18 protein-coding genes are annotated in these 21,664 nt (G+C 65.6%); 6 read left to right on the top strand and 12 right to left on the bottom strand.

Annotated elements, in window-relative coordinates; translation table 11 throughout:
• Positions 1–54 precede the first annotated feature (54 nt).
• Together eccCa and eccB are read right to left on the bottom strand one after the other, a co-directional pair.
• Positions 55–4,224, bottom strand: a complete 4,170-nt coding sequence (eccCa, locus tag G6N09_RS08915; protein WP_083026330.1) for a type VII secretion protein EccCa — start codon at positions 4,222–4,224, stop codon at positions 55–57.
• A 3-nt stretch (positions 4,225–4,227) separates the two neighbouring features.
• Positions 4,228–5,727 (bottom strand): type VII secretion protein EccB, encoded by a 1,500-nt coding sequence (gene eccB / locus G6N09_RS08920; protein WP_083026332.1) that lies wholly within the window; start codon positions 5,725–5,727, stop codon positions 4,228–4,230.
• Positions 5,728–5,877: 150 nt separating this feature from the next.
• Between eccB and G6N09_RS08925 the strand changes: the two genes are divergently transcribed.
• The 4 genes from G6N09_RS08925 to G6N09_RS08940 all read left to right on the top strand — a co-directional run bounded on the left by G6N09_RS08925 (position 5,878) and on the right by G6N09_RS08940 (position 7,976).
• The gene (locus G6N09_RS08925; RefSeq protein WP_234807029.1) at positions 5,878–6,315 is read left to right on the top strand and encodes a DUF4226 domain-containing protein; all 438 of its coding nucleotides are present in this window, start codon (positions 5,878–5,880) and stop codon (positions 6,313–6,315) included.
• 169 nt (positions 6,316–6,484) lie between these two features.
• Positions 6,485–7,282 (top strand): hypothetical protein, encoded by a 798-nt coding sequence (locus G6N09_RS19965; RefSeq protein ID WP_234807030.1) that lies wholly within the window; start codon positions 6,485–6,487, stop codon positions 7,280–7,282.
• Between the two features lie 74 nt (positions 7,283–7,356).
• Positions 7,357–7,590, top strand: a complete 234-nt coding sequence (locus tag G6N09_RS08935) for a type II toxin-antitoxin system Phd/YefM family antitoxin (RefSeq protein WP_083026334.1) — start codon at positions 7,357–7,359, stop codon at positions 7,588–7,590.
• A complete protein-coding gene (locus G6N09_RS08940; protein WP_083026336.1) occupies positions 7,587–7,976 on the top strand; it encodes a type II toxin-antitoxin system VapC family toxin in 390 nt (129 codons plus the stop codon). The genes G6N09_RS08935 and G6N09_RS08940 overlap by 4 nt, the downstream gene beginning before the upstream one ends.
• A 44-nt stretch (positions 7,977–8,020) precedes the next feature.
• On the opposite strand, the gene G6N09_RS08945 is transcribed toward G6N09_RS08940, so the two are convergent.
• The 5 genes from G6N09_RS08945 to G6N09_RS08965 all read right to left on the bottom strand — a co-directional run bounded on the left by G6N09_RS08945 (position 8,021) and on the right by G6N09_RS08965 (position 13,059).
• Complete coding sequence (locus G6N09_RS08945; protein ID WP_083026338.1) at positions 8,021–8,983, bottom strand: hypothetical protein; 963 nt, start codon at positions 8,981–8,983, stop codon at positions 8,021–8,023.
• Entirely contained in the window at positions 8,980–10,239 is a 1,260-nt protein-coding gene (locus G6N09_RS19970; RefSeq protein ID WP_234807031.1) for a DUF5631 domain-containing protein, read from the bottom strand. The genes G6N09_RS08945 and G6N09_RS19970 overlap by 4 nt, the downstream gene beginning before the upstream one ends.
• A 1,209-nt stretch (positions 10,240–11,448) precedes the next feature.
• Positions 11,449–11,730: a hypothetical protein gene (locus G6N09_RS08955; protein WP_179959887.1), complete on the bottom strand. Its 282-nt coding sequence runs from the start codon at positions 11,728–11,730 to the stop codon at positions 11,449–11,451.
• 416 nt (positions 11,731–12,146) lie between these two features.
• Complete coding sequence (locus G6N09_RS08960) at positions 12,147–12,629, bottom strand: hypothetical protein (protein ID WP_179959904.1); 483 nt, start codon at positions 12,627–12,629, stop codon at positions 12,147–12,149.
• Positions 12,630–12,705: 76 nt separating this feature from the next.
• A complete protein-coding gene (locus tag G6N09_RS08965) occupies positions 12,706–13,059 on the bottom strand; it encodes a VOC family protein (protein ID WP_083026345.1) in 354 nt (117 codons plus the stop codon).
• Between the two features lie 55 nt (positions 13,060–13,114).
• On the opposite strand from G6N09_RS08965, the gene G6N09_RS08970 reads away from it, so the two are divergent.
• Positions 13,115–14,044: an alpha/beta fold hydrolase gene (locus tag G6N09_RS08970; protein WP_234807032.1), complete on the top strand. Its 930-nt coding sequence runs from the start codon at positions 13,115–13,117 to the stop codon at positions 14,042–14,044.
• On the opposite strand, the gene G6N09_RS08975 is transcribed toward G6N09_RS08970, so the two are convergent.
• Positions 14,041–14,997 (bottom strand): dipeptidase, encoded by a 957-nt coding sequence (locus G6N09_RS08975; RefSeq protein WP_083026349.1) that lies wholly within the window; start codon positions 14,995–14,997, stop codon positions 14,041–14,043. The two genes, G6N09_RS08970 and G6N09_RS08975, sit on opposite strands and share 4 nt — an antisense overlap.
• Before the next feature lie 54 nt (positions 14,998–15,051).
• Here G6N09_RS08975 and G6N09_RS08980 point away from each other — a divergent pair, with 54 nt between their 5' ends.
• On the top strand, positions 15,052–15,663 hold the full coding sequence (locus tag G6N09_RS08980; RefSeq protein WP_083026351.1) for a GNAT family N-acetyltransferase: 612 nt from the start codon (positions 15,052–15,054) through the stop codon (positions 15,661–15,663).
• 14 nt (positions 15,664–15,677) lie between these two features.
• On the opposite strand, the gene G6N09_RS08985 is transcribed toward G6N09_RS08980, so the two are convergent.
• From G6N09_RS08985 to G6N09_RS09000, 4 genes are all read right to left on the bottom strand, one after another.
• On the bottom strand, positions 15,678–16,796 hold the full coding sequence (locus tag G6N09_RS08985; RefSeq protein WP_083026388.1) for an NAD(P)H-dependent flavin oxidoreductase: 1,119 nt from the start codon (positions 16,794–16,796) through the stop codon (positions 15,678–15,680).
• Between the two features lie 157 nt (positions 16,797–16,953).
• Positions 16,954–18,393, bottom strand: coding sequence for an alkaline phosphatase family protein (locus G6N09_RS08990; RefSeq protein ID WP_083026354.1), 1,440 nt, complete (start codon positions 18,391–18,393; stop codon positions 16,954–16,956).
• Positions 18,394–18,556: 163 nt separating this feature from the next.
• Entirely contained in the window at positions 18,557–20,008 is a 1,452-nt protein-coding gene (locus tag G6N09_RS08995; RefSeq protein ID WP_083026356.1) for an alkaline phosphatase family protein, read from the bottom strand.
• Between the two features lie 185 nt (positions 20,009–20,193).
• On the bottom strand, positions 20,194–21,588 hold the full coding sequence (locus G6N09_RS09000) for an alkaline phosphatase family protein (RefSeq protein WP_083026359.1): 1,395 nt from the start codon (positions 21,586–21,588) through the stop codon (positions 20,194–20,196).
• Positions 21,589–21,664 lie beyond the last annotated feature (76 nt).

A 21,664-nucleotide genomic window follows, 5' to 3' on the forward strand; every position in this document is an offset into this window, starting at 1 on the left:
AACGCGCCGTCACTTCATGATGTAAATACCGGTTCGTAGTTATGTAAATACCGGCTATTGTTGCTCGAAATTGTGGATCATCGACGACGGCACCCCGATAAGGACACCTTCCACGTCGGAATCGTTGACCAACAGGCCGCGGCCGGGGGGCAGCGCCTGGGCCCGCACCATCCGATTGACCTTGTTCTGCGGGTCGTTGTCCATGAACAGGGTCGGCACCTTGGCCGCGCGTTGCGTCTTGACCCAGGGGTCCATCTCCAACTGTCCGAAGTTGGATGAGTTCCTGGTGGTGAACACGTGCAGCCCGATCTGGCGGCCGCGCTCCATCAGCTTCCACAACGCGGCGCCCACCGGTGGCTTGGCCGGATGGATCTGGGCTGGCCGCAGGTCCTGCACGTCGTCGATCAGGACAAAATGGCGCGGGCCTTCCCAGGGCTTGAGGGCACGCAGCTCCTCCTGGCTCAACCCCTTGGCGGGCAGCCGGGGGAGCAGAATTTGCTGCGCCAACGCCGTGAGCGCCTCGTCGATCTCGTCCTGGTCGTAGGCATAGGCGTTGACGTAGCCGGGGCCCTGCAGGTCACGCAGTGGGCCGGTCTTGGGATCGACGATCGTGATCTGGGCTTCTTCTGGGCTGAACCGCGCCATCACGGCCTCGCCTATCGCGGCCAGGGTGGCACTCTTGCCGCACAGTGCCCGCCCAAGAATCATCATCCCGGGGTGTTCGGACAGGATCAGCGGTACCGGCAGCAGGTCATGTTGCTCGCCGATCATGAACGCGATGGATGGGGCGGTCTGGGCGGGCGGGCGCTGAGCCACGTCGTAGGCCAGCACCTCCGACAGGGCGACGGCGGGTGGCAGGCGCTTGAGCGTTGCGTGCTTGGTCACGCCGGCGACATCGGCGACGCGGGTTCCCAACTCGCGGGTCCCGATCCGCGAGCCGTCGTCCGCGGCCAGCTCAGGCAGCCCGATGAGCATCTCGTGCAGGGATTCGGTCAGCCCGAAACCGGGCCGGTTCACGGTGCGTTTGGCCGCGTCCCGGGCGTCCAGCGACGCCGTGCCCATCTCGTTTTCACCCGGATTCTGGAGCCGTAGCTGGATGCGTACGTCGGAGTTCTGTAGCAACGTCTGACGCTGACCGTGAATCCAGCCGGACGCGCTGGTCATGAGGTGGACGCCGTATTCGGGGCCGACACCGCTGAGCGCGATGATCCGGTCACCGAGCAGGGTGTCGGCGGCATAGAGGTCGGAGAAGTCGTCGATCACCAGGAAAACGTCGCCGTAGGGATCGCCGGGGTCGGTGCCCGCGAGACTGTCATCGCCGGCGCCGAAGCGTCGCTCCCGGAACTCGTTGATGTCGATCTTGTCGCGGCGGAAGGTGTCCTGCCGGGTGCTGATGAGCGCGGTCATGGTCGCCACCGTGCGCTCCACACCCTCGCGGTCGGCCGGCGAGACGATGTCGGCCACATGCGGCAGGGTCTCGGCATAGCCCAGCGTGGCGCCGCCGACGCAGAAGAACGTCACCCGCGCGGGGGAGTGCATCAGTGCCGCCGAACACATCAGGGTCATCAGCGTCGTCGTTTTGCCGCGGCTCTTGGCCCCGACCACCATGATGTTGCTGCGCAACACGTCGACGCAGTGGATCAGCTGCTGGGCATCCTCGGGGATGTCCTTGACGGCCAGGGGCCACACGAGACCCGGGTTGCGGCCGTAGTCGACGTGCCACGGTTTGCCCCGGAACCGGGCCACCAGGGAGTCGACTGGCTCGGAGATCTCCAAAGGGGGCAGCCATGGCAGGTGCGGCGCCGTGCGGTCTGCGGCCATCAGAGACTCGCGCAGCACGTCGACGATCTTCTTCTTCTTGAAGCCGTCGGGGTGCAGCAGGAACTCGTCTGGCTCGGCGTCGGTGGCCGACATGTCCTGCAGCGCTTGGGCGTCCGCCTCATCCAGCGGTTGATACTGCCAGGTGTAGAGCCGGGGCTTGGTCAGGGTCATGTCCAGGGTCTTGCCCGTCGAGCTCTTGCGTTTGGGGACGACGAAGGGCGCTGAGAGGTAGAAGCAGCGGAACGGCTCCAGGTCCCGAGGCCCGACCTTGAGCAGGCCGAACCCGTTCTCCTTCGACGGCAGGTGGTAGGCGGCGTCGGAGCCGATCACTTCGCGGCTGTCGTCCCCCGATTCGGCGCGTAGCGCCACTCGGAAGGCGATGTTGGACTTCACCTTCTGCAATGACGACAGATCCAGGCGCTGACCGCCGAGCATGAAGAAGACGTTGGCGCCCCGGCCCTCTTGCCCGATGTGGATGATCAGGTCGATCCACTTGGGATGGTTCTGGAACAGCTCCAGGTATTCGTCGATCACCACCAGCAAGATCGGTACCGGCTCCAGGTCTCGGCCGGCCAGCCGGATCTCCTCGTAGTCGTTGGCGTCGCGCGCACCGACGGAGTTGAACAGGCGGTAGCGCCGGGCGATCTCGCCGTCGATGGCGCGCCGCATCCGCTCCGCAAGGTGCCGCTCGTCCTTACCGAGGTTGGACAGCGCGGCCGACACATGAGGGATACCGAGGATGTCTTGGGCTGCTGATTCGAACTTCATGTCCACGAAGATCACGTTGAAGGTCTCCGGTGAGTGGGTCAGCGCGATGCCGTACACCAGAGACAGGAAGAACTCGGACTTGCCCGACCCGCTGGTTCCGATCACCACCGAGTGAAAGCCGAAGCCGCCGAAGTCTTTTGCGCGCAGCACGACGTTCTGCAACTCGCCGTTAGGTTTGGCCCCGACCGGGATCTCAGCCCACCGCTCGTCTCCGCGGCTTCGCCGTTCGGTCCACAGTCGGTCCACGTTCAGCTCGCGGGCGTCGTCGATTCCCAGTGCGCGCAGCAGTTCAAGGGCGCCGCTGCCGGCGTCGGTGACGTCGACGCTGGCCGTGGGGGACCACCGCGCCATAGCCCGTGCGTAGCGGTAGGCGCGTGGTACCGACAGCTGGTCGGCGTGGGCAAAGAACCGGCCGCCGGCACGCAGCATGGCTCGCGGTGCGGCGTCGGGGCCGCGACCGTCTCGGCGCGGGTCGGTGAGCACCTCGAAGATCTCGTCGCGGGCGAAGCCGACGCCGGCGCCGAGCCGCGACGCCACCCGAAGCACCGTGATGCCTTCCTTACCGACCCGACCGACAACGCTTTCCCACGCCTCGGGAGTGCCGGTGTTGTCGTCGACGATCACCCAGTGCGGGCCCAGGTCGTGGCCGTCGCCGCCGGTCTCCAACGCCGAGCCCATGGTGGTGGGACTCGGCGACGACGGTGGCCGCCAGGCGCCGCGCTTGCCCTTCATGTGCAGGTCGGCTCCGAGCGTCGCCTCAAGTTCGGTGGGGCTGGTGAAGACCAGGCGTCGCCAGCCACAGGCGTCGAAAAGCTCGTCGTGCTGGTTGTGCGGGAGCCAGACCATCCAGGACCACAGCTCGGGATGGCGGGTCACCACCATCAACTTGACGTCGAGCGGATTGTGGAAGACCGCCAGCCCGCTGAGCATCGACCGCAGCAGCGATCTGACCCCGTCGAGATCCTCACCGACGAAACTGAATCCCGGTCGGGATCGAAGATTGACCACTTTCGCGATGTCGCGGATCTTGCGTTGTTCGAGAATGAAGTCGCGAAGTGCCTGGCCGGTGACCGGCTCCAACTCCTCGTCGATCGGGATCTCCGGCCACTGCACCGACAGCACCGAGTCCGGGGCGTGCTGCACACCGACTCCCACCCGCACGTCGAGGAAGTCCGCATCGGAGCGGCGACGTTCCCACATCTGCGGCCCGCCGATGACCGCTCCCAATCCCTGCGGCTGAGAGTGCACCAACTCCTGGGCATTGCGCTGGGCGCAGACGGCCTTCTGAATCTCGTCACGCTCGGCGTCGAGGGAGCGCAGGTAGCTGCGCCGGTTCTTCTCCTGCTCGCCCCAGCTGATCTTGCGGGCTCGGCCGAACCGCCCGGAAAACATCAACATGGCCAAGCCGGCCATACCGACCATCGGGAACATGCCGGAGCCCAAGCTGCGCACCCCGGAGACGTAGAGCATGACGATGGTGCCGATCAGCGCGACGACCAGCGCGGGCACGCCGATCATCACCCACAGGTTGCGTGGCTCGCGTTCGGGGAGGGCATCGGGTGCTCGGGGAGCGACCCGGACCGGTTTGGGCTCGGGAACCCGAAGACGGACCGGAACGAAAGCGCGCTTGGACATCGGTCAGTGCCCTCCCGGGACGCCCTGCTGGTTGTTGGGGACCACCGGCTGCACCGTGCCTGCCGATGGAAGCGTGTCTCGCGCCAGCAACGCGCCATGCCGAGACAGCTCGGGTCCGGCGGCAAACGTGCGCAGCAGCGGCCACGGTGCCTGTTGCGCCATGCCGGGATCCAGTCCCAGTGCCCGCAGGGTCTCGGTCTCGGCGGCGATACCGAAGCGAACGCCGTTGGGAGACAACCAGAACAGGGTCTCGCGGGAATCTGATTCGAGCAGTTCGCTGGTGGAGGCCACGAAGTTGGTCGCGCCCGGAAGCACCAGGACTTGGTTGGCCACCACGGAGGTAGGGCTGCGGTCATCGCGCACCAACCGGACGATCCGGTCGTCCGTCGCCGGCGACACCGGTAGGCCGCGTCCGTTGTAGACCGTGATCCGGGCCTGCCGGTCACCCGTGGCCTTCTCCCATCCGACGCACGTCGTCGGGTCGGCGGCGGTGTCGACGAACCTGAGTCTGCTGTTGGGGTAGTACTCGACTGGCAGCGTGCTCACATCCGGGATGTTGACCAGCTTGTCCGGGCTGACCACCAGGGGGGCGACCGAACCGAACGAGTTGGCGCTGCGGATCAGGTCGGCGACGAAGCTGGTGATCTTCTGGACCCCGTCGGGTACCAGGACGTAGAACTGCGAGCCGCCGCCGGCCGTGCGGGTCTCCAGGACCGCACCTACCTGGGACCCGGGCACCCACTGTGATGGCGTACCCGCCAGCGGGATCACCGGGACTCGCAGCGGTTCGGTGCTGGGCAGCGCGTCGAACAGTGCTCGCGACATCTCCACCGGGGCGGTGGTGCCCGGGTCGATACCGAGGCTCAGCGTGATGGCCCGATCAGCGGGGTCGACTTGGGATCGTCTGCCGCCCCAGATGACATACGTGGCGCCCTGGAAGCGGGTGAGTACGGCCGCGCCAGGAGCCAGCGGAGCCGAGCGGCCGGCTGGGCTCAGCGAGCCCGCGATCGCGGTCACCACGGGTGGTTCGGCGCGGCGTGCTGAGCCTGCGGTGTCGCAGACCGCCCAGGCTGAGGGGGCGCCGGTGTTGGCGACCAACGATGCGGGGGCCCCGGGGATGCCGATCATGGGGCCCGTCGGGTACTTGGCGATCTCGGCGGGCTTGACCCAGGTGGGCACCTCGGCGTGACCGACCGCGAGCCGCGCCGAGGTGATGTTCAGCGCCGGGTAGAGCCGTCCGTCGATGCGGGCATAGATCGCCCCGGAGTCGCGGTCGCCGACGATCGAAGACGTTCGCACGATGCCGGCCGGCCGCAGCACATTGAGCAGCAGCATCCAGCCCATGCCGATGAGGATCAACACGATGGAGAGCACGATCGCGGCGGTCTGTTTGCGGTCGTCGTGCTTCATCCGCACGGAGAATTTGGTGGTGGCGGCGCGCAGTCGTCGGTTGTAGAACAGGTGACCGGAGTTCTGGTCCCGGTTCGACAGGCTCAGCGGCATGCTCTGCTACCCCTAACGACGCACGCTCGGTGATGCTGCGCCGCCCCCTGCGGCGACAAAGCGCACCGCGACGACATTACTGGCGTTGGCCAGCGGTAACCAGTCACTTGCGCACACGCGATGACGCCCGGCGGGCGTACCTTGAGGGCTATGCCGGACCAGGTGGGGGCGTTCGCAGAGGCTGCCCGGGCACGGGAAGAGCAGTTAAGGCAGCGGTTGGCGACGTCAGTCCAGCTCGATCTGTCCTTCGAGGGGGTCTTGCGCGGCGCCCGCCAGCACAATCTGCAGTCGCGGGCGCGGCTGGACGCGCTGGAAGCCGATATCCGTGCGGCCGCTGCCGCCTGGCCGGCTCGGAATACCCCGGCGGGCGCCCGCCAGTTCCAGGCGTATCTGGCCGGCAAGACCCGGGAGATCCACAAGATCGTCGCCGATGCGGCCGCCGACAGCCAGCAGCGGGCGGCTCAGGTCCAGGCGTTGACTGGGCGTTATCCGGCTGGTGGTGCCACTCGGGATGGCCAAAAGAACGACGACACCGGAGACATCGTTTGGCCCGATGGTTCCAGAACATCATTACGACCGCCGGACTGAGTGGTGTGCTGAGAGTTGTAGCTGGCAGGTTGCGGAAATAATCCGAACGGGAGGAAGGATTCGTATGCCTCGGGGATGTCGGCCGAAGGGTGTCGTCATTTCGATCAGTCTTGTCTTAGCTGTCGCCGGCTGTGGGTCAGACAATCTCCAGAAGCGCCCCGTCGCGGGCATGTCGAGCGTCGCAGGTACGGGGCCGGTCAATGTGCTTCCCCCCACGGTCAACGAAGCCAAGGTGATGCCGAGGCCGGTATCGCGATTGCAACCGGGAATTCAGGTACTGGTGGGCGAGGGATCTTCGACGACTGTGTGTACCTCGGGTTTCTATCTGGATTTCCCGGATCCGGGCAACGCGGGACAACGGACCGCGGGGTTTGTCATCGGCGCACAGTGCGCCCACGGTGACGAAGACGCTCCGGTCTTCGTCATGAAGAGCGAAGCTGACGGCTTGGCTTCAACGCGTACCAAGGTCGGCGAGATCATCTATCGGACACCTGGTGAAGCCCGCCCGAACGTGGCTGATCGGCCCTGGACCATGCCGACATCTCCGCTGGCGGTGTTCAGTTCCGGACCGGGCGAGTCGGGGCTGACCGTCGGAGGCGCCGTAAACGGAGAGCCCCCGACGGCTGACGCGATCCAGACCGCGGACGTGGTGCAACGCCGACAGGCTCACGCGATGTGGACGGACCTCGATGGCAGGGTCGTTGCGGGGCGGGTGGTCGACCCTGCCGCGGCAGCAGAACTACGAGACATTCCTCCCGGGATCGACCGAGTTGTCGTCGCGGCCGACGATCCGAACACCGCTATCGATGCCAAGATCATCGGCGCTCCGGTCACTGCGGACGTAGATGGCTCTATCGCCAATCTAGGCATCATCACTGCGGTCGATCCGGCGCGACGCTGGGTTGTGGTGGATCTGATCGCTCCGTTCCTGGTGCGCCATAACGCGGTGCTGGTCGTGTCCCGTTAGTCCGGACCTCGAGCAACGCCAATTCGCGCTAGTGCAACTAGCGTGAATCGGTCGGCCGCGGCTAGGCTGGTCCAGTGGAGACGATCAGCAGCACCGACGCCAAGAACCAGCTGAACCGACTCCTGAACGACGTCAAGTCCGGTGCCTCGTTCACCATTACCAACCACGGGCAGCCCGTCGCGCGACTCATACCGATCGAAGCCGTTCCGCGTAGGTTCGGCCAGTTGCCGAGTCTGGTTGTCCCCGAGGATTTCGACGCCGCGTTGCCGGAAGCAGAGCTAGCGACGTGGGAAGCCGCCGGAGAGTGAAGGTTCTGCTTGACACGCACACCCTGCTGTGGCTTGTGAGCAAACCGACGAACGTCGACGCCAACGCTCTCGCAGTGTTGGCCGACCCCGAAACATCGGTGTGGGTTTCGTCCGCTTCCGCCTGGGAAATCGCGACCAAGACCCGGTTGGGCCGGCTTGACGGTGCGGCGCTGTTGGCTGCCTGGAGTGAGGTCACGACCGACATGGGCAGCACGGATCTGGACATAACCTCCGCGGACGCCATTCTGGCGGGCCGGCTTTCCTGGGAACACCGAGACCCGTTCGACCGTGTCCTGGTTGCCCAGGCACTACGCCGCAATCTCACCCTCGCCACCCGGGACGTCAAGATCATCGAAGCCGCAATCGTCCCGACCCTCAACGCCTAAATCTGGCGGGCCGGCTTGGCGCCTGTCCCGCGTGAAGAGCGCCGTCAGTTCGATGATTCGTCTTTGTCCACAATGCGTTTCAGGGGAGTGATGCCAGGCAGGGCGACGCCCTTCGCGACGGACTTCGTCACCGGCACGTTGGGCGGGACCGTCGTCCGGCCCTTGACGGGCTGACCGTTGGGCACGCCGGGCGCGGCGATCCGCTTCGCGTCGGCTTTGTCGTCTTTGCCGCCTTTGCCTCCGGCGCCCGCCCCGCCGGGCATCATCGGCATCATCCCGCCGCCGCTCCCACCGGCGGAGGGTGCACCACCGGAGGTACCGATGGCACCGGTGCTGGTCATAGAGCTGGCGGGCGTAGTCGGTGTCGACGTCCCCGGCACCGGGGGTGGGCCGAGGTTGCTGGCTGGCGTGGTGCCCACGCCGAGACCGCCGCCGCTGCCGCCGGAGCCGAAATCGCCTGCACCGAAGTCTGGTTCGGGTCCGATGTCTGAGGCCAACGTGGCGCCGCCCAGACCGCCTTTGCCCAGCGAGGACGCCGCGCTCATCAGCGGGGACAACGCTCCCTGGCCGGCCTGCATCAATCCCTGGGGCAGCTTGGTTACCGCGCCGAGGGCTCCGCTGAGTGCGCCGGTGATGCCCTGCATGGCGCTGTTGACGCCCTGCATCGCCCCACTCATGGCGTCCTGCGGCAGCTGCTGCTGCGGCGCCATCGAGGGGGCGGCCTCCGCGGCGACTTTCTGAAACTTCGACACTGCGTCGGCCTCGTGCTCACCGAACTTCCGGACGGCATCGGCGGCATGGCCGGCGCGATCGCGGTGATCGTTGGCGAGTTCGGTGTTGGTTTCGACCAGATTCAAGTTCGTGGCTGCCCCGAACGCAGCCATCGTGGCATCGACGGGGGAGGAGCCGCCCGCGTGGACCGGGCCAGGGGGGATCGGGGTCGGTGGCTGGGAGAGCGCGATGTGCAAAAAGTCCGCACCGTAGTGCCTGACGAAGTCGTCTGTCATGGCGCTACACCTCCATGCTGTCCTGCCGTTACCAGATACCACGAGAGGTGGTACCGGGCGAGCTCTTCACTTCCGTCGATCAGCGCGTCGATGGCCGCCAACAGCATCCAGTCGGCGACGTCCCGCGGAGCATGTTGGGGATAGGCCGACAGTACCTGCGTCTGCGTAGTGGTGACTACCTGCCGAAACAGCTCGACTTCGTTGTCGGCGACGCCTGATCTGCGGGCCATGGCGCGTGCCACGGTCTGCACTATCCGCGGCAGGCGCGCGTTGGCTCCGGTGACTTCGATGAGGGTGGGTCCCAGTTCGTCCACGTGCTGGCCATAGCGGGCGCGCTCACCGCTGCCGGGGATCGGATCGTTGGGGCCGGCCTCAGTGACGTAGGTATTCGGCTGGTGGGCCGCAGCTGCGATCACCGCACCCAGCAGATCCACCGCGCTGGTATCGCGGCGACGGTGCGCGGGATCCAGGAGGGTGAGTCCGGGGGGAAGTTTGACTGTGGGCGGAATCCAGCCGCCGGCCACGTCGGTGGCCAGCAGGATGGTGGTCTCGTCGTCGCGAAGGCCGGCCGCCCAAGCCAGGTTCGGTGCTTGGCGCGCCACCGCGTCGACCTTGCGTTGTAGATCCTGGTGCTCGGCCAGGCGCCGAGCGGCCGTACCGGCTCCCGCCCCGGCGGTGCTCCCGGCGCCCATGCTGCCGGCCAGCGACGCCGCGGACTGTCCGCCGGCCCCCGGGGCAGGTTTGCCCGCCGCCGGGCGATCACCGGCGGAGGCCACCGTCGGTCCACCAGACGTCGGGGTCGTGGGGGCTCCGGGCGCAGACGGGGGAGTCGGCCCGGGCGGCACCGAGGGCACGGGCGGGGCAGCGGGGGCCGCGGGACGTAAGTCCGCCCCGTAACCGGGCAACGGGCCAGACGGGCCTACCGGGCCGGCACTGATGGGACCCGACGGCACCGCGGAAGGGCTGGCGGTCACCGGGGCCGTCGCGGGTGTTGCCGGTGTGGCTCCCGCGGTCGGCGCGGCCGGAGCCACCTCCGTGCTCGGACTGGCCAGTTGGGCCATGTTGCCCAACGCACCGCCGGCCATCGGCGTCACCGAGGGCGACGGCGGTATCTGCGAGGGCTGGCCGAATCCGCCGAGCCCCGATCCACCCGTACCGGGGGTGGGCGGGGGTCCGCCTAGTCCTGGAGGTCCACCGCCGGGCATTCCCGCGGCGAGCGCTTGGGTGGGGCCGCTGGTTGGGAGACCGGGTGGCATCCCACCACCACCGCCGGGTGGGCCGCCGAGGCCCGGCATGGCAGAGGCCATGGGAGACGGAGCGCCGCCGGGTGATCCGACCCCTCCTCCCGAGAATCCGCCGCTTCCACCTGACGGTCCGCTCGGGCCGAGGTTAGTGATGCCCGTTTGGCCACCAGTCGAGTCGGCGAGGCCACTGATGCCGGTGCCGGTGCTGCTTGTACCTGTAGCAGTATTACCGGTGATGACGCCGCTGGAGCTTGTGCCGGTGCCACCTAAACCGCCAGTCGTGCCACTGACGCCTGGGTTTGGGCCCGTGCCGGATCTGTCCGGCGGTCCGACGACGCCAACGCCTGCGGTTGCTCCTCCCGACTGGGTTACGCCCCCGTGCCCGGCTGCTGGTCCAACCGCACTGTTGCCGTCGCTAGGCGGCCCGCCGCTTGCTAAGCCGCCACTGTTGGTGCCGCCCGTTCCGCGAGTGTCGTTGCCACCTGTGCCGCTGTTGGCGGGGCCGGCTGGAAGCAGGAGTTCGTCGACATTATTGGGACCTGCGTGATTTTCCGCGTACCCAGCACCGTAAGGGAATGGCAGCTGGTCGGGACCGGCTGCCTTTCTGCGCAGCTCTTCGCTGGTGGGTGGTTGCGACGGTGGTGGGCCGAATTTTGCCCCGTTGTCTTCCAGCCACCGCTGTGCGTCACCCTCGACGCCTAGCTCATTGAACATCTGCTGGGTTGCCGCAATGATCTTGCCGTTGGCTTCGGAACCGCGTTCGGTTGCTTCAGCGTTGGCGGTGGCGATTAGGCCAATAGCTTGTGCCATCGACTCTGGAGTGTTTTTCGCGACGAGTTCGTCGATTCTCGGATTGTACTGATCGGCGATATTCCGCAATCGGGTACGAAGTTCATCAACAGCCTTGGCGACGCTGTCACTAGCCGTGCTTTTGCTCCGACAGTGCTCGGCGGCGTTCGCAAGACGGTTGTAGCCAGTGCGCAGACGCATCAGCTCATCTTCTGTGGTCTGCCCACTGTTCCTTGCGCTTACGCCGTCTGTGAAGGCTTGGAGTTCGACCGCCTCGTGCTCTTTGGCGCTGGAATGGTCAGACCAGTACCCCACACCGCTAGTCGGCCCGGTCGGGGGTGCGGGCCACCATTCACCCACCAAGTAGGACGACCATTTCCCCGACGGTAGATCAGTCACCGCATCGTTCCTTCAGCACACGTTGTCCCGTAGTCATTCGATAGATTCCTGAAACTGCTTGTTATCCGAGCCCTTGCTGGCCGTTGCAGTCATGGTTTGATAAGCCTGCGCCAGACTAAGCGCGGCGTCACGGTATTCGTTATCGAGAGCAGGATCTATAGCCGCAGCCTCAAGAATAATCGCACCGTTTGCGGCGGCGATACGTGCAAATGCTGCGTCATTGCCATTCGTTTCAATGTTCACGGCATCTGAAGCGAGCATGTACTTGCTGCATAGCTGCGCTTTGGCTGCGGCTCTTTGAGTCGCGGTATACATAGGATTAGGCTCCGACTTGGTTAGAGCTAGTATTCCTACTACCAGAGCAGCGGCGGATAACAACGCCGTTAGCGCCAAGAGCGTCAGTGTCAACCTGCTACGCGGCGTAACTGGAGGCAGTGAGGGCCACGGCGGTGGGTTGATCATCACACTGCGGATGGTAGACCTTGACGCGATTTCACGTTTACATCCTGATTGAGACTGCGTTCGTTCGGCAGGCGGAAGTCCTGGGCGCTGAACGTACTGGCAGCGGCAGCGCGTTATCTGGCCCCTGGGAAAGGTTTGCTTGACACTTCGGCGGGATACGGTCGCGGTGTTCGAATCGGATCAGGCTCATCTCGTGAGTGAGCCGTGTAGGAGCCGACAGCGCCGCATCGGAGTACCTTCAAACGGCGTCGACCTCCCATAGAAGGAGGCTAATCGCCGCAAAGCTCTGTCATCACGCGGTCTTTGGCGTTTGCGTCGGTAACCATCGCCTCGAGTTCCGGGTCTCCCCCATCTTTACCAGTGGCAACCGCCACGAGCGTTTGGTAGGTGAGTGCGAGCGCGCGGGCCGCATCGCGATACTTAGGATCGAGGGCGGGGTCCGCTGCGGCCGTCTCCAGAATCAGGGCACCGTTCGTTGCGGATAGCCTCCCGAGCGCGACGTTATTGGGCGTGTTCGTCTCAATGTGTTCCGCATGAGCTGCAAGCTTGTAGCTGTCACAGAGGCGCTTCTTGGCATCGGCTTGCTGCGAGGCCGTGTAATGCGGCGTTGACGCGTCTGCCGAGCGGGTTAGCGAAATGATCGCCACGATCAATGCAGCGACTGATAGCAATGCAGCGAGCGCCGCGAATACCGCAGTGGTCCGCCGGGGTGGCTGGGCGGCAGACGGTGTGGGCCAAGGAGGTGGTGTCATGGTCACAATGCGGATGGTAGACCTCAATCAGGCTCCGGGCCCTTAGATCGTTGCCTGGCGCTTGGCCGCCCGCCCCCTACCGCCCCAGCGGCTTGTAGAACACCAGCCCATTGCCCTTGTTGTCATAGACCACCGCCCGGCGTTCATGGGCATCGTCGTAGGGGCCCTTCACGATTCCGCCGCCGCTGGCCTCGATGGCCTTTGCGGCGCCGTCGACGTCGTCGGTCTTGATGCCGACCACCACCTGGCCGTGGATGGGGTGATCGACTGCGGTCGCCAGGGCCAAGGTCACCGACCCGCCGTCCAGGGCGGCGAAGTGTGCGCCGTCGCGAAACTTCAGCGGCATGCCCAGGGTTTCGCTGTAGAACTTGATCGATTCGTCCAGGTCATCGGTGGACAAGATGATCATCCGGATGTCGTGGTCGCTCATTGCTACCTCCCGTGATTTGGCCTCGGTTCAGGCTATGCCCCGCTACCGTCAGCGGGTGGGTAAACGCATTGCCGCGACGGTGATCACGCTGGTCTTGGTCGCTTTGCTGGCCACCGCAGTGATCGCCGGCCGCACCACGCGCGCCGCCGAGCCCTTTGCCGAGGGGCTGGTGCTCGACCTGGCCGGCCCAGACCTCAACGTCCGCGAGTACGGCGAAGGCGATGACGACCACGCCATCGTGTTGCTGCACGGCTATTCGGCGTCCATCCAATGGTGGGAGGCGGTGGCTCCGGCGCTGGCGAACCAGTCCCGGGTGATTGCGATCGACTTGGTGGGCCACGGCGGCTCGGAGTCGCCCCGCGACGTGACGGCTTACAGTGCGCAGGGCCAGGCCACCGCCGTGCACCAGGCGCTGGACACCCTGGGCGTGCAGCACGCGGTGCTGGTCGGGCATTCGATGGGCGGCACCGTGGCCACCGCACTGGCCGAGAGCGCACCGGACCTGGTGGACCGCGTGATCGTCTCCGACACCCCCGCCGATCAGGGCCTCACCGCCATGCCGGCGCTGGGCAACGTGGTGTGCTGGCCGGTGCTGGGCCCCTCGGTGGACCAGTTGCGTCGCTCGGAAACCATCGACCAGAGTTCGCTGCAAACCGGATTCGCCGCCGACTTTCCCATCCCTGCATTCGCCTACCGATCGTTGAAGCGCATGACTCACAACGCCTTGTGCGACGCCAAGACCGCAGGGCGGATCAACGAACAGCGCGCCGTGGCCGACAGGCTGGCGGCCCTGGGCAAACCGGTGCTGGTGGTGTGGGGCGAGAACGACGTGCTTACTCCCACCGCCCCGAACGTCGAACGCTATCGCGCGGCCGGTCTGCAACCGGTCGTCATCGCCGGATCAGGGCACAGTCCTTTGGTGGAGAAGCCCGACGAATTCATCAGTGCCATCAACCAGTTCACCCGCACTTCCGGCAGCCGCTAGCCAGTCCACACCTGCTGGGCCACGCGGCGGAAGTTGCCGCCCAGGACGGCGCTGACGTCGGCCTCGCTCCAGCCCCGAGCACCAAGATGTGCGCGCAGGCCCAGCCAGGTCTCGGGCGCCATCCACTGGATCGGACCCCAGCGCGTATAGCTCTCGTCGAACAACTCCGGATTGGCCAGCATCTCGGCGTTGAAGTTCGCGTGGTCGAAGGAGTGGTCAGTGCTGACGCCCACATGCTCGATTCCCACCAGCTCGACCGCGTACTCCAGGTGACGAGCCACCGCGTCGAGAGTGGGGGTGTTGGGGCCCAAAAAGATTCCGACCGCGGTGATTCCGACGACGCCACCGGTGGATGCGCACGCCCTCGCCTGATCATCGGTGATATTGCGGGGATGATCCCACAGCGCCCGCATACACGAATGGCTGTACACCACAGGGCCCTTCGACACCGCACACATATCCAGGCCGGTCCGGGCGCTGCAGTGCGAGCCATCCGGAATCATCCCCACGGCGTTCATCTCGGCCACGATCGCGCGGCCCCAGGAGGACAGGCCCGCGTCCACCGAGTCCAGGCAACCGCTACCCGCGCGGTTGGCGTGGTTATAGGTGGGCAGCAGGGTCCGCACCCCGTGCTCGGCTAAGACGGCCAGGTTGGCCAGGTCGTCATCGAGAGGGTTGGAGTCCTCCAGGTCGAACACCACCGCGATGCCGCCCGCACCGGTGATCGCGTCGACATCAGCGACGGTGGCCGCCACGGCCAGGTCTGGGTGGGCCTCGATGGCGCGACGAAAGTGTTGGAGCAGGGCCAGGCTGTCGGCAAAACCCTGCGGTGCGTAGCCCGCATTCACCGACAGCAGCACTCCGCCGGGATGCTGGTAGCGGGTCAGCGGCGTGACCTCGGCCCCGACCTGCAAAGGCAGACACGTGTGCTGGTCCCACAGCAGTGTGCTCATAGCCGATGATCTTGCTCTGCGCCGCGCCTGAGTGCGACGCATTAATCTAGCCCCATGGCAATCGACTCGCGGCCCGCGCTCAAGTCCGATATTCCCTCGCTGGCGAAGGCGCTGGGGCGCGCGTTCTACGACGATCCGGTGTCGATGTGGCTGCTGCCCGACGACGATGCCCGCACCGAGCAGTTGGCGACGTTCTTCGGTACCTCAACCCGGGTCCATCACCTGGCCGGTGGTGGCGTTGAAGTCGCCGACGACGGTGCGGCAGTCGGGGCAGCAGCGCTGTGGGACCCGCCCAACCAGTGGAAGCAGTCTTTCTGGTCGCAGCTGCGGATGGTGCCGTCGTTGTTCCGCTCGTTCGGCTTCCGTCTGGGGCAGGGCCGGATGCTCTCAGATCTGTTGGACGCCAACCACCCCGAGGAACCGCACTGGTATTTGGCGGTGATCGGCAGCGACCCCTCGGTGCGTGGCCGAGGATTCGGACAGGCCGTCATGCAACCGCGCCTGGACCGCTGCGACGCCGAACTGTGCCCGGCCTACCTGGAGTCCAGCAAGTTCGAGAACGTGCCGTACTACGAGCGTTTCGGTTTCCGGGTGATCGGCGAGATCAACCTGCCCAACGGCGGCCCGACATTGTGGAAGATGTGGCGGGAGCCGCAGCACCCCTAGGGCGCGGCTGCCGGTCAATCTTCGAGGGAGCCACCCAGGCGTTCGGCGGCGGCGATGTAGTCCTCGACGAACTCGAAGACGACGTCGCGTGCGGGCTTGACCTTGTTCATCAGTCCGACGCCCTGGCCGACGAAGTAAGTGGACAGTGCTTGTGCCCCACGGTGTCCGGTGGCGGCAAGCTTGTCGATGCGGCGCAGGGTGGGCTCGGCCAGCATGGACTGCAGCGGCAGCGGCAGCGTCGGGTGGCCCTTCTCATTGGGGCGCCAGGCATCGGTCCATTCCGAGACCAGTTGGCGGGCGGGCTTGCCGGTGCGTGCGGTCGAGCGAATGGTGTCGCGCGAGGTGGCTTCCAGCATTTTCTGCACGGTGTGCGGTTCGGTTTCGGCTTCCTCGGTGGTGAGCCACACCGAGCCCGTCCAGGCACCGGCAGCACCTAAGGCCACGCAGGCCGCCATCTGACGACCGGTGACGATTCCGCCGGCGGCAAGTACGGGAACGGCGTTGTCGATGGCGTCGATGACTTCGGGAACGACCACCAGCGTCGACACCTCGCCGCAGTGTCCGCCGGCCTCGGTGCCCTGGGCGACGATGAGGTCGACACCGTGAGCCACCTGCTTGAGGGCGTGTTCCTTGGCGCCCACCAGGGCCGCGACCGGGATGTCGTTGTCCTTGCCGGACTTGATCATGTAGTCCGGCGGAACGCCGAGCGCGTTGGCCATCATCCGGATGGGGTGAGCGACGGCCACCTCAAGAAGCTGTTCTCCCGCGCTGCCGGCCAGCATGGCCGAGCCCACCCGCGGCTTTTCCTCGGGCTCGATGTCGTGTTGCGCCAGCAGGTCTGCGATGAAGGCCCGGTACTCAGCGGGAATGCGGTCGGAAAGCTGGCCACCCGAAAGGTTTTCGCCCTTGCCTTCGAATTTCGCGGGCACGATGATGTCGATGCCGTAGGGCTTCCCCTTGACCTGTTCGTCGATCCAGCTGAGTTCCTGGTCCAACCGTTCCGGGGTGTAGGCGGCTCCGCCGAACACCCCGAAGCCGCCCGCGTTGGTCACCGCGGCCACCACGTCGCGGCAGTGGCTGAAGGCGAACAGCGGGAATTCGATGCCGTACTGCTCGCAGATGGGGGTCTTCACGGTGGCCACCGTTCCTCATGTTTGACAGGGCGCGAGGAGGGCCGACGGCCGGGTCCTGGCCCCGTGGGGTGAAGTTACTGCCAGGACGTTATCGCAGCGCACCCGAAGCGCCGCCAGGCCCGGTCGATTGGCTTGGCGGCGCTTCGGTGCTCAGGTGTCAGCCTGCCAGCGCGGTCAGGTCCAGCAGCGCGGCCAGGTCGGTGTCCCCGAGGTTCGGGGTGGGGACGGTGTCGCTGGCCAGCAGGGCCTCCAGGCCGGTGAACTCGGCACTTCCCGGAGCCGGCAGTGGTGCGTCGGTGGGCGGAATGACTCCCGAACCCGTCAGGTAGGCGACGCCACGTGCCATCAGCTGGAGCACATCGACCGACAGACCACCGAAGAAGTCGTTGATCTGCTGACCGACCTCGGCCAGGCCGCTGATCAGGAAGATGTCCTGGTCGACGATCGACTGCAGGAACTTGTCGATGTCGCCGACCACGCCGTTGAGCAGGTAGGGGATGGTGGCCACCACCGTGCGCAACCCGAGCGCGAGGTCGTTGCCGATGTTCGGGTAGCCATACATCGCGATCGCGGAGGTGAGCGCGTCTTTGAGGTCGACCGGCGAGACGATGCTGTTGACGATGTTGGGGTCGGTGAACATCGGGGAGCCGTCGAAGTCCGACCGCAGCGGGATGCCGAAGAGCTGCAAGATGGTCGGGGTGATGTCGGCGATCGAGTAGTTCAGGTTCTGGCTGCCGTCGGTGGCGTTGTCGCCGGCCTGGTCGAAGATCACGAACTGCGTGGTCTCGTTGGGCGACTGGAAGCCGTGCCCGAAGCCCAGCGACATCTGGTGGCCGTGGTCGGTGGTGATGATGATCGACCAGTCGTCGCCGGTCTCGGCCCGCGCGTAGGCGACCGCGTCCAGGATCTGCTGGATGTTGCCGCCGACGTTGATGACGGCCTGGGCGTACTCCGCCGAGCCGCCGCCGTAGGAGTGTCCGGCCTCATCGGCCTGCACCTGGTAGGAGAAGATGAAGTTGTCGATGTTCGGGTTGGTGGTGGTCGCCAGAATCTGGGCGATGGTCTGCGACGTAACTGCTGCGTCGGTGTCGGCCCAGCTGTTCTGGAACGGCACGAACAAGTTGTTGTCGGCAGGGTAACCGCCTGATTCGCCGATCTGGTTGATGTAGTCCCAGTCGGCGATCACCGTGGTTTCGATGTCTGGCCGGTTGTACTCGATCAGGTTGATCACGGTGGGCCACGAGTTGTACGGCGACGATTCGAACACGTTGTTGATCACGCCGTGCTTGTCGTCCCACACGCCGGTCAGGACGGTCGACCACGACGGTCCGGAGATCGTGGTGTGGTTGACCTCGGTGGCCGCCCCGGTGATGCCCCAGTCCATCGCGGTCTTGAAGCCGCTGCCGTCGGTGTAGGCGTACTCCAGGATCTTGGAGAGGTTGGTGCCGTCGGTGCCGATCAGCAGCACGTGCTCGGCAGCCAGTAGCCAGTCTGCCGTCGTAGCGGACAGCCCCACGGGCGTTCCGACGGCGGCTCCGGTCCCGGCAACCAAGCCGGCGACGACAACACCACTCAGAAACTTCTTGGTTGTGATCACGATCGGATTCCCTCGTCCAAGTCCTGCCGGCCAATTGATCGCGACACTATCAGTCACCCAGAGAAAACTCAGCTTTCTGGGCAATTTTCCTCATGTGAGCAGGGAGTTGCTGAGGAGTGCGCCCGACATTTCACCCGGCCGCACACATGCGCGCTGGGCTGTATCAGCCCGCCACGACGCCGAGGTCCAGCAGCGGAGGCAGCTCGGGGGCCACCACCTCAGGGGCCGCTAAGCCGGTGAACAGGGTGTCCAGCGAGCCGGTGAACTCCGCGATGCCCGGGGGAGGCAGGGGCGCGTCGCTCGGCGGGATCACACCGGCACCGGTGAAGTAGGCGACCACCCGGCCGATGTCGGTGAGGACGTCTGCCGTGGCGTCGCCGACGGTCTTGAGCACCCACTGGGCGCCTTCGGCCAGCCCGCTGATCAAGAAGATGTCCTGGTCGACGATGGTCTGCAGGTAGTTGAGGATGGGCGGCATGGCGTAGTTCTCGAGGAAGTAGCCCGCCCCGCCCGCCAGCGCGCGGATGCTCAGCATCACGTCGATGCCGATGTTCGGGTAGCCGTAGCTCTCGATGGCAGAGGTGAGGGCCTGCTTGAGATCGGTGGGGAAGACGATGCTGTTCAAGATGTCCGGATCGGACTGCATCGGGACGCCGTCGAAGTCCGACCGCATCGGGATACCGAAGACCTGCAGGATCGTGGGGGTGATGTCGACGGTCTGGTAGGTCAAGCTCTGGCCGCCGGCCTGGGCCTCGTTTCCGGCCAGTGACAACATGACGAAGCTGGAGGTCTCATTGGGCGACTGGAAGCCGTGGCCCAGGCTGAATCCGAAGAGGTCCGGGTTCTGCTGGTGGCCGTGGTCGGTGACCGCGATGATCGTCCACTTGTCGCCGGTGGCCGCTTCGGCGGCCGCGACCGCGTCCAGGATCTCCTTCCAGTTGGCCCCGACGTTGATCACGGCGTCCCGGTACTCATCCGAGCCGCCGCCGAAGGAGTGCCCGGCATGGTCAACCTGCGACTGGTAGGAAAACATGAAGGTGTCGAGGTTCGGGTTGGTGGTGGTCGCCAGAATCCGGGAGATGGTCTCCTGGGTGACCAGCGAATCCATCTCCGCTGAGGTGGATCCACCGCTGATGCCGATGATGTTGTCGGCCGGGTAGCCGCCCGTGGACGCGATCTCGGTGAATAGGCCGCGGCCGGAGATCACGGTGGTGTCGACCTCGGGCTTGAAGTACTCGATCAGGTTGAACACCGACGGCCAGGTTGTGTACGGCTCGGGCCGGTAGACGTTGCTGACCACGCCGTGCTTGTCGTCCCACACCCCGGTGAGGATCGTCGACCACGACGGTGTGGACATCGTCATGTGGCCGGCGATGGTGGTGGCCGCGGTGATGCCCCGGTCCATCAGCATCTTGAAGCCACTGTCGTCGTTGTAGGCGTACTCCAGGATCTTGTCCAGGTTGGTGCCGTCCGTGCCGAGCAGCAGGACGTGCTCGGCAGCCAGCATCCAATCGGCGGTCACCGTGGACAGGCCCACCTGCGTGCCCACCACCGAACCCGTTCCCGCGACCATGCTGGCGACAGCCGCACCACAGAGAACTCGCTTGATTGTCATCACGATCGCATTCCCTCGCCGAAGTTGTCCGGGCTGATTTGCGGCGATACTAACAGTTCCCCAGGCAATCCACAGCTTGAGTCCGAACGTGACCTATTTGTGCAGGAAGTTACTGAGGAATCTCTGGGCGACCGTCGCGATCTTGGATATCGCACCGGTTGCTCAGAGGTGCCTCGGGCCCGGTGTCAGCCCACCAGGGCATCGAAGTCGAGCAGGGACTCCAGTCCGGTGAACTCTGCGACGCCGGGCAGTGGCGCATCGGTGGGCGCGATCACGCCCGAGCCGAGCAGGTGCGTAATGCCCTGTGCCACCGTGTTGGTGATGTCCACCGTCAGGCCGCCGAAGAAGCCGTTGATCAGCTGAGCGCCCTCGGCCAGCCCGCTGATCAGGAAGATGTCCTGGTTGACGATCCCCTGCAGGAACTGGTCGATCTGGTTGACAAAAGTGTTGAGGAAGTAGGGGACGGAGCCGACCAACGTCCGGAACCCCAAGGTGAGCTCATTGCCGATATTGGGGTAGCCGTACATCGCCAGCGCCGCCAGGAGTGCCTGTTGGAGGTCGACGGGCGTGACGTGGCTGTTCAGAACGGTCGGGTCGTCGGTCAGCGAGACGCCGTCGAAGTCCGACCGCAGGTCGATGCCGAACAGCGACAGGATCGTCGGGGTGATGTCGGCGATCGAGAAGTTCAGGTTCTGGCTGCCGTCGGTCGCGTTGTTGCCGGCTTGATCGAAGATGACGAACGACGACGTTTCGTTGGGTGACTGGAAGCCGTGGCCGATGCTGAGGCCGGGCAGGGTCACCGTCTGCTGGTGGCCGTGGTCGGTGGTGATCATGATCGACCAGTCGTCGCCGGTGAGCGCCTGCACCTGGGCGATCGCGGCCAGAATCTGCTGGAGGTTGCCGCCGAGGTTGATGATGGCCTGCTGGTACTCCTCCGACCCGCCGGCGAACTCGTGTCCGGCGTGGTCGGCCTGGCTCTGGTAGGAGAACAGGAAATTGGAGATGTCGTCTGGGTTGTCCGCGGTGGCGAGGATCTGGGCGATGGTGAGGGCGGTGACCGATGCGTCGCTGTCGGCCGGACTGTCCCCGGGCCCGACGAAGACGTTGTTGTCGACCGGGTATCCCCCGGAGTCGGCCAGCTGGTTGAGGTACTCCCAGTTGCTGATGATCGTGGTGTTGATCTCGGGCTTGTTGTACTCGATCAGGTTGAACACCGACGGCCACAGGTTGTAGGGCTCGGCGCGGAAAATGTTGTTGAAGACGCCGTGCTTGTCGTCCCACACTCCGGTGAGGACCGTCGACCAGGACGGTCCAGACAGCGTGGTGTGGTTGATGATGCTGGCGGTTCCGGTGATGCCCTGGTCCATCGCGGTCTTGAAACCGCTGTCGTCGTTGTAGGCGTACTCCAGAACCTTGGAGAGGTTCACGCCGTCGAGGCCGATCAGCAACACGTGCTCGGCGGTGAGCATCCAGTCGGCGGTCACCTTCGACAGACCCACCTGCGTCCCGACCGCGGCGCCCGCTCCCGCTACCAGGCTGGCGGCGGCGGCACCGCAGAGAAACTTCTTCACTGTTGTCACGATCGAGGCCTCTCGCCGAAGTCGGGTGAACCGGTTGGCCGCGATGCTAGCAGTTACCCAGGTATTCCTCAGCTTT

Origin of the sequence: Mycolicibacter minnesotensis (assembly GCF_010731755.1) — a bacterium.
In the GTDB taxonomy this organism is placed as follows: Bacteria; Actinomycetota; Actinomycetes; order Mycobacteriales; family Mycobacteriaceae; genus Mycobacterium; species Mycobacterium minnesotense.

What these genes read in the sequence shown, in the direction of transcription:
- eccCa (WP_083026330.1), bottom strand. Translation starts at nt 4,224, where the DNA reads ATGTCCAAGCGCGCTTTCGTTCCGGTCCGTCTTCGGGTTCCCGAGCCC.
- eccB (WP_083026332.1), bottom strand. Translation starts at nt 5,727, where the DNA reads ATGCCGCTGAGCCTGTCGAACCGGGACCAGAACTCCGGTCACCTGTTC.
- G6N09_RS08925 (WP_234807029.1), top strand. Translation starts at nt 5,878, where the DNA reads ATGCCGGACCAGGTGGGGGCGTTCGCAGAGGCTGCCCGGGCACGGGAA.
- G6N09_RS19965 (WP_234807030.1), top strand. Translation starts at nt 6,485, where the DNA reads ATGTCGAGCGTCGCAGGTACGGGGCCGGTCAATGTGCTTCCCCCCACG.
- G6N09_RS08945 (WP_083026338.1), bottom strand. Translation starts at nt 8,983, where the DNA reads ATGACAGACGACTTCGTCAGGCACTACGGTGCGGACTTTTTGCACATC.
- G6N09_RS19970 (WP_234807031.1), bottom strand. Translation starts at nt 10,239, where the DNA reads ATGCCACCCGGTCTCCCAACCAGCGGCCCCACCCAAGCGCTCGCCGCG.
- G6N09_RS08955 (WP_179959887.1), bottom strand. Translation starts at nt 11,730, where the DNA reads ATGTATACCGCGACTCAAAGAGCCGCAGCCAAAGCGCAGCTATGCAGC.
- G6N09_RS08960 (WP_179959904.1), bottom strand. Translation starts at nt 12,629, where the DNA reads ATGACACCACCTCCTTGGCCCACACCGTCTGCCGCCCAGCCACCCCGG.
- G6N09_RS08965 (WP_083026345.1), bottom strand. Translation starts at nt 13,059, where the DNA reads ATGAGCGACCACGACATCCGGATGATCATCTTGTCCACCGATGACCTG.
- G6N09_RS08975 (WP_083026349.1), bottom strand. Translation starts at nt 14,997, where the DNA reads ATGAGCACACTGCTGTGGGACCAGCACACGTGTCTGCCTTTGCAGGTC.
- G6N09_RS08980 (WP_083026351.1), top strand. Translation starts at nt 15,052, where the DNA reads ATGGCAATCGACTCGCGGCCCGCGCTCAAGTCCGATATTCCCTCGCTG.
- G6N09_RS08995 (WP_083026356.1), bottom strand. Translation starts at nt 20,008, where the DNA reads ATGACAATCAAGCGAGTTCTCTGTGGTGCGGCTGTCGCCAGCATGGTC.